General features: G+C 39.2%; 10 protein-coding genes. 1 reads left to right on the top strand and 9 read right to left on the bottom strand.

Annotated features, from left to right (window positions below; all coding sequences use genetic code 11):
- Positions 1-20: 20 nt before the first annotated feature.
- From BPR_RS02400 to BPR_RS02360, 9 genes are all read right to left on the bottom strand, one after another.
- The gene (locus tag BPR_RS02400; protein WP_042256396.1) at positions 21-227 is read right to left on the bottom strand and encodes a hypothetical protein; all 207 of its coding nucleotides are present in this window, start codon (positions 225-227) and stop codon (positions 21-23) included.
- 88 nt (positions 228-315) lie between these two features.
- Entirely contained in the window at positions 316-1,443 is a 1,128-nt protein-coding gene (locus BPR_RS02395; protein ID WP_013279870.1) for a bifunctional glycosyltransferase family 2/GtrA family protein, read from the bottom strand.
- Positions 1,440-2,888: a DUF6020 family protein gene (locus tag BPR_RS02390; RefSeq protein ID WP_013279869.1), complete on the bottom strand. Its 1,449-nt coding sequence runs from the start codon at positions 2,886-2,888 to the stop codon at positions 1,440-1,442. Before BPR_RS02390 ends, BPR_RS02395 begins: the two co-directional genes overlap by 4 nt.
- A gap of 105 nt (positions 2,889-2,993) precedes the next feature.
- The gene (locus BPR_RS19495) at positions 2,994-5,120 is read right to left on the bottom strand and encodes an adenylyltransferase/cytidyltransferase family protein (protein WP_013279868.1); all 2,127 of its coding nucleotides are present in this window, start codon (positions 5,118-5,120) and stop codon (positions 2,994-2,996) included.
- An 8-nt stretch (positions 5,121-5,128) separates the two neighbouring features.
- The gene (locus tag BPR_RS02380) at positions 5,129-6,625 is read right to left on the bottom strand and encodes a hypothetical protein (RefSeq protein ID WP_013279867.1); all 1,497 of its coding nucleotides are present in this window, start codon (positions 6,623-6,625) and stop codon (positions 5,129-5,131) included.
- A complete protein-coding gene (locus tag BPR_RS02375; RefSeq protein WP_013279866.1) occupies positions 6,626-7,924 on the bottom strand; it encodes a hypothetical protein in 1,299 nt (432 codons plus the stop codon).
- The gene (locus BPR_RS02370) at positions 7,921-8,940 is read right to left on the bottom strand and encodes a hypothetical protein (RefSeq protein WP_013279865.1); all 1,020 of its coding nucleotides are present in this window, start codon (positions 8,938-8,940) and stop codon (positions 7,921-7,923) included. The genes BPR_RS02375 and BPR_RS02370 overlap by 4 nt, the downstream gene beginning before the upstream one ends.
- Positions 8,941-8,951: 11 nt before the next feature.
- Positions 8,952-10,274: an MBOAT family O-acyltransferase gene (locus BPR_RS19490; protein ID WP_207636487.1), complete on the bottom strand. Its 1,323-nt coding sequence runs from the start codon at positions 10,272-10,274 to the stop codon at positions 8,952-8,954.
- Positions 10,275-10,348: 74 nt separating this feature from the next.
- On the bottom strand, positions 10,349-12,796 hold the full coding sequence (locus tag BPR_RS02360) for a glycosyltransferase family protein (RefSeq protein ID WP_143754251.1): 2,448 nt from the start codon (positions 12,794-12,796) through the stop codon (positions 10,349-10,351).
- A 160-nt stretch (positions 12,797-12,956) separates the two neighbouring features.
- Between BPR_RS02360 and BPR_RS02355 the strand changes: the two genes are divergently transcribed.
- Positions 12,957-14,855 carry a DUF6020 family protein gene (locus BPR_RS02355; protein ID WP_013279862.1) on the top strand — a complete coding sequence of 633 codons (1,899 nt, stop codon included), beginning with the start codon at positions 12,957-12,959 and terminating at the stop codon, positions 14,853-14,855.
- The last annotated feature ends 44 nt before the right edge of the window (positions 14,856-14,899 follow it).

Genomic DNA, 14,899 nt, shown 5'->3' with positions numbered 1-14,899 from the left:
TATATACGTCATATACTATTTTATTCCTCATCCTCATCATCCATCTCATCAAATGCAATGATCGAATCAATAATATCTTCAAAGTCCTCCTGGAGTTCTTCAAGAGTATCCCCTTCATAGGTATAAATATGACCGTCAATTTCCACTTCTCCTGTGTAGAAATCAAGCTTCTCATCATATTCTACTGTTCCGATGTATCCTTCGTATTCTAATTTTTCTTTTGACATTTCAATCCTCCAAAAAAGTGGGAAGTGGGAAATTTCTGGTATCTTCATTTCCCACTTTTTATAATCTATTTCCCACTTCACTTCCCACTTACTTATAAACTATTTCCCTCTGCACCACGAAGCTCAATAGGAACAGCACGCAGTCCACCGGAATCTTCACAACAAACTCAGGCACCATAGGTAGTAACCCGGTAAAAAATGTTACGAGTCCGCCACTAAGAAGCATTATGCAAACCGCAAGCACAAAATACTTGATCGCTGCCTGAGATTTACTGCCCTTCCCTTTGAACACAACCTTATAATTTATGAGAAAGTTATAAATTGCAGAAATCACTCTTGCAAGAATCGTTGCCAGCATTACATAACCTATAGCCACAGGTACATTTCTAAACATACTGCAGAAAATACTGAACATCACGATATCAACTATGCTAGATGAAAGTGATGAGAACAGAAACTTCACAAACACCGCATAAATCCTGATTGAATCAAGTATGGGATTAAAGTGACTGGACTTATTCTCCTCAAGGTAAATAGTCTTGATCGGCACTTCCACAATCTTAATGCCAAGTTCCTTGGTGGCAATCAGCATATTTGTCTCAAACTCAAAGCGTTCGCCCTTCTCTGTTAAAAGATATTTCATAAACGGAACGCTGATTCCGCGAAGCCCGGTCTGAGTATCGCTGATAGATAGTCCCAGTAAAAGCTTCATAACGCGGCTCGTAGTCTTGTTACCAAATACAGATCTGGCAGGAATTCCGGATTCGTTGAAATTGCGGCAGCCAAGGACAAGAGTCTCGCCTTGACATGAATCTACTTCATCCACTGCAACCAATGTACTACCGACATCTGAAGTAGTAGCATTATCTGACTTCCCAACGCATGCCTCAATCAGTGCCTTCTTACACTTCTCTATATCTTCCGTAGTATGCTGTCCATCTGAATCCGCAGTAATTACTCCCAAAAGATCCTCATAGGTATTCAGGCAATAGTTGAAAGAGGTCTTGAGTGCACGCCCCTTTCCCATATTCACAGCATGAGTCAGGACAGTAGCGCCTTTCTCAGAAGCACCTTCAAAAATCTGTCCAAACCTGGCCTTATCTGAGCCATCATTAACAACTATCACCGGGCCAAGCCCTGCATTATTAAGTTCATCTATTAGCCCTAACAGCTTCTCATCCGGCTCATAGGCCGGTATAATAATCGGTATTGTCATACTTTCTCCTCTACTTCAGCGTATAAATACAAGAAATACATTGGCTTTAAGATAAACGCAGCGTACGTGTACCTAAAGAGTGACGCATAGGAAAACAAAATCAGGCCTACTATAATGATCAGCGGCGGAAGGTACAAGATATTCCTCCCGGATTTCTTTTCCAAAGAATTAATGATCATGCATAGAATTATCAGCCACAGCGCTGATGCACTAGATGTGATCAATCTGAATCCCGGGATCACCTTCATTTTATCGTATAACTCTCCGCCAATATCATGTCCCAGAAATAGCTTGGAACTACGTGCAATCCCATAATCATTATCATAAATCCTGTTATCCCATATCCATTTTGGTTTAACGGGCCACCAGTACAGAATAGTATGATCTACAAAAGCATCTAAATACGCCTTAGGATGAGCTCTCATCATATCAAAATACAGCTTTGAGAAGTTCCCCCCTCGATTTGAAATCACGTCAAAATCAAATATACTTTTTAGTGGATCTATAATAGTCGGATCATAGTTTTCAACAATATCGTTCAAGCCTTTGCCTGTCTGCAAAAAGTCTTGAATACGCTCTTTTTCAGTCTCTGTTATCTCATTGTCCTGAACGGATCTGGCTATCTGCTGAACCTGAAGGGAAAGAGCCCTCGAAGCACTTACATTGCCAACTCCAAATGAAGGGTATATCACCGACATAACTATTACAGACATTACAGCTCCAATTACTACTGTTAGTCCTACTCTTCCAGACGTGCCCATATTTTTCAATAATGAGCTTACAGCTCTACTTTTACTATCTTTCCTATTTCGTATAAAGCCCTTGGCAAACAACACCACGCCAAAAATCAAAAGCGCTGTCCAGGAACTATTTCTCGTCAAGGAAGTAAATAGTACCAGAAGGAAGAGTAACACCTTATTCTTCGCATTCCACTCTCTTTCACCGGTCAGACACAGGTAGATCATGACACTACATGCAAGAAAAGTTACTGCAAAGAAGGTATCTTTCCACATCCCAACAGAATATAGCAGGTTAACAGGATTAATCGCATAAAACGCCAGGACAACTGCTACAACTATCAGTTTGAAACCTTTCTGGTAAAAGAGATATGTGATAAAGCTACCTACAGCTGCATATAAGCTAAACTGAAACAATGTATACAGTGCAATTCCAACGTTTATATTTCCGGCAAGAAGCCCTATCTTCACAAACAATGTAACAACAATTGTATTAACAAAAGGATTATAGTTCGTAAAGTGATTGTACCCCAGCGCCTCAGCCATCTGAGCAGAAGTATCTGTTGAATATGTTCCCGGAAAAAGATTGAGAAAAACTGCAAAACATGGTAGCCAAATCGAGCCAAAAATAAGCAGCCTGATCAACACACTGTCATTTCTCTTTTCTCCAATGAACACTCTTTTTATCTTATCTATATTTGCTTTCATCTACTCCTCAATTCCTGTTATCATTTCAAAACACTCAGAAGCAGGCAGTATGAGGGTAATCTCATTTTCTCATGCCTTATCTGCATCAATAATGCTCTGACTCACTTATTCCTTAATCATATCCAGTTTGTCCCCCAGATAATTGTAAGTTGTCTCAGGCACGATTTCCTTAACGCCAGCATAATCTCTTTCTTCAAGGAGCTTTCTAACTCTTGATGCGCTAATTACCACATCACTACCTGATGCTACCGTTTTTCTTGGTATCTCAATAAACTCAAAACCATACTTAGGCAGGGTGTTTCTCATGCTGTCATTATACTGCCTGGTGTACTGATCTATCGGCTCTTCTCCAACAAAACGTACTGTAATATCAAGTGCTGAAGCAATCTGCATGAAAAATTCAAGGTCATCGCTTGCATTTAGGTAAGCATCCTTAAACTCCGCTTTAGTAAAATATCCGGGAAGTGTCTGTGATGACAGAATAAATCTGCCACTTGGCAAGACGCTGACATTACTAAGGTCCGCAGTTCCTTGTTTAACCATTTCCAACCTATCTGAGAATTTGAAAATAGATTTATCCTCTTCCACGACAAAAACATATAAATGATCAACCATTCCAGCTGCAGTCTCAATTAAATAGCGATGCCCAAGTGTAAAAGGATTGCAATTCATTACAATAGCACCTTTTTTGCCAGGAGACTCTACCTTATTCACTGCCATTTCATCAAGGCATTTGAGTAGCTGTGGATCAGTCAGCAGCTCTTTACCCGGAATCCTCTTATGCTCAGGGCCAAAAGAAATAACATCGGCCTTACTCTGCCTATTTTCAGACGAACTTCTATCTACACATACCGCGCTTCTAACAGTCGCAACGATCTCTTTGACAACCTCATTCTTGACTGTCATGTCATAATGATTGATATCATCAAAAATATGTTTATGAAGCTCCGGAACACGCTTATAAGCAGGCGTCAGATCGCAGTAATGGACTCTGGGAATCTTATGCTTGATCTTCTTGATATTATCAAGTGACCACCATATTATCACATCGCCAGGCTTATAATCCAAAGTCCTCATGATCAGGTTGGTTGCGTGGATCTCACTGCCATAATTCTGAACATTATACTCACTGCCTATTTCCTTTTTGATCAGGGATGCAAGTGTATGATCATCATCAGCTCCAAGATCTCGAACCACACAAGCCCCAAACATATATATATCGTTATGTGCTCCAACTCTATTGCCGCTAGTCACTCTAAATCCATTAAGGAAATTAATGTATTCACCGTTTCCATACATCTGAGAAAATCCCTTATCATAGCTATGGATCAGATTTCTCTGATTTGGCAAAAGATGCGTTGTTCCCCTAGCCTCGTGACGCTTTTTGTTGAAGGCTTCTGAATCTTTGTGCCTTAGCTTATCCCATGATTCAATAGTTGCAACAAGTTCCTGATCACCTTTAAAATCTGCATAATCAGCAGAACAAACAGTGACAACGGTCACTCCCTTATCAATAAGGAGCTTCAAAATATTATCAATGTCACGCCTATATGTTTCCACAGGCTTATAAAAGCTTCTAAACATATTGTTTGCAAAAAAGACATTAGCCTCGTGCTCAGAATTGCCGTAAAAAAGCGGAAACTGTGGCATTGGATCCATGATCATCACAAGCTCATCATTACTTTCTGCAACATCTAACCTATATATGCCATCAGAAAAAGAAACGCTGTCTCGTCCAAGTAACCTTACATCAATATTCTTATTTCCCGCGTAATACTCCTTCATCTCGCCCGCAAAAGCGCAGTCACCAACTATACAAAGAGATGAATAACAGTTTTCAAGTGTATTGTAAACCTGAGTTTTAGGCACCAGACGTTCTTTTTCCAGCATAAACATTCTGGCAAAATCTTCTGTAGACAGTCCATTAAAACCATTTTGAGCAACAGCCTTAAGTCCCTCATCTTCAGAAACAAATAAGATAGAAGACTTATCTTCACTCGCCGCATAATTCTTAACAGCATTATCCATTGAATGATTTTTTCTAAGTGAATTGATTGAAGAGGTTTTAACCTGTATCCCACTCATTTTTAGAAATAATCTGATATAAGTGAATATAACTTTTTCTTTTGCACTGATAGGACATAAAACCACCTCTTTTAACCCGAAGTGATCCATATACCATTTAAGCTTATATATGTTTTCCTTTTTAATCCCTTTATATCTATCTAGCATATCTGATCCTACTCCCAGATTGTATAATCCTTATCAAAGACATAAACTTTAAAACTGCCAATTTCTTCTCTGCGAACAACATTCACATTATTATCTGAAATGAACTGCTTAAGATCTGCTTCTTTACTCTCAGAAGCAATATACACAGTCTCGCCATCCACGCTTTTAACCGGTGGATACCATGTACTGTCAGTAAGCCACTTGCAGCCCTTAAGCTCATTCATGCTATTTACTGCCCTTACCTTAACAGCATTATTACTGTCAACTGTAATGAAGTTAGCAAAATCAAAAGTTGAATAGCCATATTCATAGCCATTTTCCTGCATCCAAGCGCCTACCAGATATTCAGAACTCTCGGCGCTCCTATCTCCAATTACAAGCTGATCATAGTAATATCTTCCGGCTATTATGCCTAGAATAAGGACCAGCGCAGCCCCAATAAGCGCCAGCTGTTCCCTAAATTTTCTCATGAATAGAGCTACACCAATTCCCGCAATGAATAACTCAGTTATAAAATATCTTGGCGTTGACTCAACTGTAGTAAATGTGAGGGCTAAAGCACATATTCCAAAAGAAACTACTGGGGCCCACAGCCCTATATCTGTCTCTTTCATTTTTCTTACAAGAAGAACATAACCGATTAAAGCTATAATACATACCAAAGCGCCTATAACTTTAACATCACCAAAATAAATAACACCTAACATATCAGGCAATACATTTCCTATAAATTTCTCGCCTGCATGTCTTATATTCCTGGATGCTCCCATTCCAAAAGAGCTTGTGATTTCTGTAGTTGCATAACTAATAGCCGTAATAACAAACAACCATATGGTAATCATCCAGCTACTTTTATTGTCTTTTTTAATAATAAAATATAATCTACGAATTATCTCTATACCTAGAACAGGGAAATAGCAGTACAGGTCAGCATGAAGTCCTTGCATACCATTAAGCACAGCCAAAACACACGTTATCAGGATTACAGGCAACGTAACCGTATTTTTTTCAAGGCTCTTATTATAAAAGATCAAGATAATAAACAATGCTATAAAGTGGCTGGCGTAATAAGCAGCCCACAAAAACAGCATGCTCTGATTCTCTGTTCTAATATCAGATAGAGAAAAAAGAACTATCAGCGAAGCCAGTATTTCATTCCAGTTAAAACCTATTTGTTTAAAATACACCATCATAACAGCCAACAGCAACAGCATCATAATGCTACAGGCTATTCCCATCGACAGATTCATATTCTGTCCAACTAACGGGTAAATAAAAGCAGCCAAATTTGGCGCAGATATAACGCAAACTTCGGTAGAGCCCACCCATGTATCAGGCGTAACAAAGCCATTATCATATAGAACCTCCGTCAGTATCGTATCAGAGGCAATATCTGCATCCATCTGCGCAAGGTAATGATTCACATTTATATCTATATGAATAAAGACAAGCGCTATAAATACTGCTGCAAGTAAAGTTGTGATCACAATACTAAGTTTCTTCATTTATATAATCCTATTTTCGTTTCCTATATTCATAATTTCTCTATTATACGAGAAGCTTTCCAGCAAGATCATCCCCGCCATTATAGTTCCGGCAAGTTCTCTATAAGCAAATGTATGAAGAGAATGTTCTCTTACAACAAAATACCACGCAATAGGGATAGCCATCATCATGATCATTGCAAGAATAAAATCTTTACACGGCGCTACCACCTTTTTTCTGACAACAGCCAGAACAACTTTTATGATCAAATATAGCAGACAAATCGCAAAATAAACTATCAATGGCTTGATCATCAGCACTTTTATCTTCTCGATGACAACTTCAATAAATGACACTTTCCCAACTCCGGATCTGTAGCCAAGCTCATACAACACATATCCAAGTCTGTTGTCGCCAACCAGAAGAGGTAAAAACCATTTACTTCCCCACATTCCGATATATCCAATGCTCCAATAAATTCCCGCTCTCAGAACCGCGAAAACTCCGTTAGTAGATTCCTTCTCCCTGCCATTTTCTTCATTTTGCATGACAAGATACATCATAAGTGGCATGCAAAGAGCAATCGGCGGATATGTAAGGAAATCAAAATAAGCCACAAATATCCCCAAAACAAGGAAAAATAACGAATAATTATGCCTGTTAGCAGTAAGCATGGGATACTTGAGCACTAATATCATTCCTATAACTGAAATATAAAAAATACTCGAATACTGAAGGCACATAGCAGTTGATACAGTATTTATCACGATAAGTCCAGATATTACTGAAAGAGAATACTTACCGCGAAATCTCAACGCCAGTATCTGCATCAGATATGCAGTAAATACAAACTGCAATATCATGTTCATAACTCTGATATTCCTAGGATGCATGAAAAGAAGAAGTGGCTTGAGCCATATCAAATACCCATGCCAGTACACCTCATAGCTGATTGGTCTGTATTCTCCCTCTGAATCAGTAGAATAGTATGCCACATCCATACCATCCTCATACCACATATCAATGTGACGATTCATAAGTGCTTCATTGAGCACGCTTTCATCATTAGGATAAATAGCAGTCCCATACATCAACATATCTGTATAGCCATCAAGCCTTGTGTATTCTACATCATTAGACCAGTCATGATATACTCTCTCATCCATGAACAGGTCATAGGCTGCCGCCACATTTGATTTCATTTTATCTGTAGGAAGCATGTAAACAAGACATAGCATAGCCACACCCAGCACCACACTCATCAGCAAAACAATAATCGTATGTATAGCAAGTTTCTTCCTGGAAAAAACCTGGTTCATTCCACTATCTCCTCTTCCAAACGAGCTATCAGATCATCAACGTTATCTTTAGAAACATATCCGCCAAAAGATCTAACATCCCTATCTACTGTATCTGCAAAAAGACATTTCTCAATCAAAATTCCAACGTATGGCCTATAGTGAGAAGCATCAAAATAAAATCTCATGTCTGTTGTATACTCATTAAGGCCAGAGAAATTGTAAAATTCAGTACAATCTGCTACATCCTTAAGATAATGCAAATATCCCTTATCCACCGCTTCCCGATAAGTTGTCTCAAGGATTGGTGTAGTAAATATTTTAAGCTCGATATCGTTATCCTTGCAAATATCAACAATTTCTCTAATAGACTCCACACTCTCATCAGGGCCATAATATCCACATCCAAGGGATGATACCATATTTAAACTACCTTCCGGAATAGACAAATCAGTACTTGACCTTTCTACTCCATATTCATAGAACAGTTTAGTATCAAGCTTATCTTGCTCGCTCTGAGAAAGGGCTTCTTTTAACAATGCAAAATCAGGCTTGACCTTTAAATATGAATAGTAGAAAGAAAATGGTGACCTTTCATACTCTTGATACTGGGTGTATATCAGCTCAGCAGAATTATCCTGATAACTTCTATACATCGAAATCTCATCGATTCCAATAACCACATATTTAATATCTACGCCATGATTCAAAAAGGTCTTGATTGTCTCTAGATTATCTCTTGGACATCCCATTGGGTACGTCATATTGTACCATGATAAGCTATCCCCATCATACTGCTCGGGGAGCCCTTCGATAGGTAAATTGCCTACTCTCGATGATCCCAAAATAAATGCATTGAATTTATCAGGATTATCAAGGATATATCTTGTTTTAATATAGTTTTCATCACTACTTGCTGATATCTGCCTTATATTATCATAATGAAACACATTAAAAATATCATTAACATATACCACAAACAAATATATGAAAAGAGGCAAAAATAAAAGCGGCAGCTTACTAAATAGTTTCTTCATTTATTATCCTGTCAAAACTTGTTATAGATAAAACTAACCTGTGTAGATGCTGCGAAAAACAAAACACCAAGAATCAGTAAATAATACAATCCCCACCTTGGCACAGAAGGTATCCTTCTGATCAGGCCAAGTCCATCCCTATTGTAAGTAATAATGCTTAACAGAACAAATACTACAATTCCAATAACAAGCACTACCATATTCAAATCCTGCGGAATCAGCAGTACATCCGAAATCATGAGTTTTCCATTAAGTACTTCTGCAATCTCACTTGGAATAATCACAAAAGCTCTGATCTTGTCAATCGTAGTGCTTACACTTTTCTCAGAGAAAAACATCCAGGCAAAAGTAACCATGATAAAAGTCAATATCCTGCTTCCCTTGTATTTTCCGCGAGAAAAAGACTTTAACATTCTCTCTGCACATTGAAATAATCCGTGAAGTAGTCCCCAAACCAGGAAATTAAAGCCATTCCCATGCCACAGTCCACTGATAATAAATATAATCACAATATTAATGTATGTCCTAAAAGGCCCTTTTCTGCTACCTCCGAGTGGAAAATAAATGTAATCCCTGAGCCAGCTGCTAAGAGAAATATGCCACCTTCTCCAAAACTCTGTAATAGTCCTTGCCAAGTAAGGGTGATCAAAATTCCTGTCAATCTCAAAGCCCAGCATCTTGGAACATCCAATAACAATATCTGAATATCCTGAGAAGTCAAGATACAACTGTAAAGAATAGAATATTGCAGAAGCAAACACCGCCAGCCCATATATATTTCCATTTACAAACTGATCATTGACGCTCTGAATATAGATTGCCATGTTATCTGCAAGTACCATCTTCTTAAATAATCCAAAAGCATACAGCTTCATGCCATCTGTAAACAGATTGTAATTGAAAGCCTTAGGCTTTTTGAATTGCGGGATCATTTTAGATGCCCTAAGTATCGGACCTGAAGAAACTGCCGGAAAAAAAGATACAAAAAGAGTCACTGTCACAAAAGATTTTTCTGGCCCAATTTCTTCATTGTATACACTATTCAGGTACGAATAAGCCTGCAAGGTAAAAAAGGATATTCCAAGCGGAATAATATAATCTCCCTTATTCCACTGAACGACCTTATAAACTATTAATGGCGCAAACAACAGAACACAAAAGAGTGGTAATAGCTTTTTTCTCTTTTCCAGCAAAAGTCCGCCCACATATGTAACAATAACCACGTAGAGAAGTGCTGGTATAAACGATAGTCCAGCGTAGGCATAAAAAAACAAATCTGCGCCCATCAAAAGTGCTCTGCTTACTATAGATCTTTTGTCAGAATTCCTGATCATATATGCCAAACAATAAAAAGCAACGCATATTATCAAGAAAAATAAGCCATAAAGTTTAGTATATACAGGCATGTCTACCTCTTTATAAAACTGGCTTCCTCAGTTAATAATCTGACACCCACTATCAGCACAATTATAGTCAGTAACGATATAATCTCGCACATCCTCCACAGCACAGGCTCTTTATAGAACACTTCCACACTTCCACTGTAGCCAGCACCGAGTCTTAACTGAGCAAAACCGGTATCATCCTTAACAACTTCAATTGCCCCTTTAGTTGCTGCATCAACAGCCCTGTAACCTCTGTAATAAATAAATGGAACAGATACTTCTGCAATATCATCCGTACCATTCGTTACATCAAGATAGATTCTTCCCTTTTCTCTCTTCCAACTATTTATAACAGCTGTTTCAGAATAAGGCTCATTGTAATTAGCATTGTAGTCCTCGGCTGTTCCGCTTGGAAGATACTCAGCTCCCATAATGCCGCCTTCCTCGAACTCATCTACGATATAGGTAAACTCATCACTAGTTCCCTTTTCTGTCATATAGTAGCTGGCAGATATCACGCTCAAGGTAACAATAACTATGCTAAAAATCGCCATAATAGTTTTGGCATTTAATACGACAATAGAGTTCATTTCCTTATCATACTCGGAGATGCCCTTAATAGTAAGCCCAGTCAGAAGTGCAAGGCACAATGTCGCTACGCTCAAGAATCTAAAAGGGAACTGAACATTAGTTATCAGCGAATTCATAACGCCTGATATACGTTTTAATCCATCCCACGGAAAATATGGTGTAGCCATAAATACTGTAAGAAGTGATATGGCAAATAAGGCATTCATGACACCACTTTCTGTATTAGAGTTATCATGCTCATCCTTTCCATTTGAGGCCATATCTGCATTTCGCTTTTTCCCGATCAATCCATATCCCTTCATAACAGCATATGTGACCAGCGTTATTAGTCCGGCTCCAATAGTTACCACCATCTCCATAGGCCTTGCTTCACCTATAATTTCCTCAGAGCTAAGAGATATTCCAGTTCTAGGAAACAGTGATAATATCTGCCACAGATATGTTCCATTAGATCTGAATCTTCCGTTTTGTCTAAGTCCCATAACTCCGATTCCATCAGCCATTACCTGGATAAATGGAACTATATACCACAGATTAAGTAGAAGAACTGCCACAGCTGTCAGACCAATTCCTGTAAGAACATCCTTAGTGAATGTCTTCTTCCAATTGATAAGAGCAAAACCAGTAACAAATATCGCCACAATTATTCCAGATAGCACATGGCAATTGATAATTCCAGTAACGCCGATTACAAGAGGAAGAAGCCTCACAAGCAAGCCATGAAGTCCATTTCCATCTATTCCACTATCTTCAACATTCGCACAGCCAGTCACACCACCATTCATTCCAACACTGATGCCATAGAGCCTCATAAGTCCCAGGAACACAAGTGGGTAAAAGATAAGCGCTGTATACTCACCAACTGCAGCTCTTGAGTACAGACACAGAAGCCTATAAGGAGCCAGAACGTATACTATACTAGCAATGATTGCTCCAAGCCTGCTAACAATTAGCTTCCTGAAGCAGTACATACTTACAGCAACTGTAACAGCATTTACAACGAAAATGTATGTCTTGTACGCCAACTGTACTGATGCACCAAGAATTCTCAAAAGAGCTGGAATCAACAGGAACAGATCTCCATAGAAAATAGATGCTGCGTATCCTTTACCATTTAACCAATCAGCTGATATTCTTGACGGGAACTGTCCAACCTTAAGATTGGCAGCCAGAGCTTCAATTCTCTCAAGGTGGAAGCCCATATCATGACCTGTCATAAGATATGGATCAAACAAAGGCAGTGATACAAACACAGCAAGAATAGCTGCTACAACAAAATCGCCGCGAACTTTTTTATCTTCGCACTCAGAAAGCGCCATACATCCGTTAACAATAAGACTTACGCTCAATACAACCAGTAGCAGATATATCTTCCACCAGTTAGTTTCCTGAATCTCCATACCATATACATACAGATATCCATCACCACTGAAGTTATATTCAACTCTGTACTCACCTACATTCAGCGCAGAATTAAGCTTGATAGTCATGCCACCATCTGAAGTCTCAACTCTTTTAAGTCCAGCCTTGGTTCTGCCAAGTGTTACAGGCATTGTATTCCAGGCAGATTCGCAGGAATATGTATTTCCAGTATTACTGGCCATATATTTGATAGTTACATCGTAGCTTCCGAATCTCAGATTTGTCGCTGGTGAAACCACAACCTTCTCAGAACCAGCCTCAGCTACCGTATTATCAATATAGTATCCTGGCTCAGCTACATCCAGCAGCCCTTCCATATAGATACCATTTTCTGATTCAAAATCAGCACCAGCATATTCGAAATGCGCACGTGGTATAAACAAAGTAAGTAAACATACCACAACAAGCAGTATTTCTATTCCATAAATAATCTTCTTGGTATTCATCAGACCTTTCAAATCCCTCTCCCCATTTTCCATAGTCTAAACCACATTAAATTATATCGTTTTTCGCCGATACATGCCACAATTATCAAGCCTTCAGCCACTTCTTTTTTATACGCTTATCAAGTATACTGATATATGGCTATTAGAATACTAAAAGGAGCTTTTTTCCTATATGAATAAAAAATATATCAAGTCCTTTATATATGGACTATTAACTGCATCAGCATTCTTTATAACTCTGGATACACCTGACCCATACGAAGCACATATTACAAGAGGCGCTATTAATGCTATCTTCAAACTGTTTGAACAGCTCCATAGCACCTTTGCTGGCAATGGCTTTTATATCCTTGTTATAGCCAGTGCTCTGGCATTTATCTATTACAGATTCCTTGTGGATTCTGAGCACAAGCTGGAAACTATTAAGGGTGACAAGGTTCTATCTGCATTCCTATCCATTATGTATGTTGGTGGCAGAGCCTTCGCTTACTCAGATTCCCTGTCATCACTGTGGACACCCAAGTTTAATCTCATCAAAGATCTGATTTTCTTATTTGGCTTCTATTACCTGTATTTACTGATCATAAGAGGCCTTAACTACATACTTGGATCATTTAATCCGGCTATGGAGTCAACCAGATTCACTGGGCTCAAGCGCAGGTACCACGCTCATCCATGGCTCTTTTCATTTGCTGTTATCTATCTCTCATGGATAATACACCTGATATTGAGATATCCTGCAGCACTCAGCGCAGATAACTGGTACGAACTCAATCAGTACTTTGGCATATACAGATATGACAACGCACAGCCCATCTTCCACACCTGGATCACAAGCCAGTTTGTTCTCATGGGACGTGCTCTCTTTGGAACCGGAAATGTAGGCATTTTCATCTATGTTTGCATCCAGTCCGCTATCATGGCACTGGTTCTTGCTTACACACAGGTCATGCTGCGCAAATGGAACACACCTAAGTGGCTTCGCATTCTGGTATTCTTCCTGTACTGCTGCACTCCTTACTTTATGGGCAACGCAGCCTGGGCCATCAAGGACTATCCTCACATGATAGGCTACGTTATCATCGCACTTTGCCTTATCACAATTGTTGTAGAGCACAAGACCACATTCAGTATCAAAAAGGATTACAAGCTCATCCTCGTATGGATCGCCGGAACCATGATGCTGACACTCTTTAGGAAGAACGGCCTTCACATTTACTATGCAACCTGCGCAGTTCTCGTTATAACTTACATAATCCTTATTGTAAAAAAGAAGGCTAAATTCAGCCCTCTTCCATTCATAGTTATGGTTGTTGCGCTTCTCCTGTCTAACGCAGCTGATCAGGCCGTAATCGCAAGTCACAACGTCGTAATCGAAAGGCAGAAGGACGCATATTCATTCCTGTTCCAGCAGACAGCCAGATACGTAAGGGACTATGGCGATGAAGTAACTGCAACAGAAAGAGAAGCTATCGACGGAATCATTGAATACGACAAGCTTGCAAAGGCATACACTCCTCACTGCTCAGATAATGTAAAGAGTCTGTTCCGTAGCAAATCTACCGACGAGCAGCTAAAAACCTATTTCAAGACATGGTTTAAGATGTTCTTCAAGCACCCAATGTGCTACGTGGAAGCTACCTGGAATCAGAGCTATTACATCTTTATGCCTGATTTTGACAACATCGTTTACAATCAGGATGTTGATGCAGGAAAAGGAATTACAACACCAGAACTTATCGAGTATTTACAGCTCTATGTACCTGATTCCATGCAGGGTCTCCCCATCATGATATGCAGCTTCTATCGTATGGTTAACAGCCTGCCAATCATCTCATCACTTAACAATCTGGCGCTGTACGTAATTGTAATGCTATCAATCATGCTGTTTATGACAAATAAGAAGCTTGGCAGATACCTTATTACCTTTGTACCTGTGTGGCTATGCATTGCCTTCATTTTCCTGGCACCAATGATCAAGGATCAACCAAGGTATTCCTGGGCCGTGTTCTACATCATGCCTACACTTGTGGGAATGTATTTGCATCTATCTTCCACGGTAAAAGAATAAAAACATAGCGCACAGTCACGTTTAATGCATGGCTGTGCGCTTTT

The organism is Butyrivibrio proteoclasticus B316, assembly GCF_000145035.1.
GTDB lineage: Bacteria > Bacillota > Clostridia > Lachnospirales > Lachnospiraceae > Butyrivibrio > Butyrivibrio proteoclasticus.
This window is presented reverse-complemented; position numbering and strand designations above follow the sequence as displayed.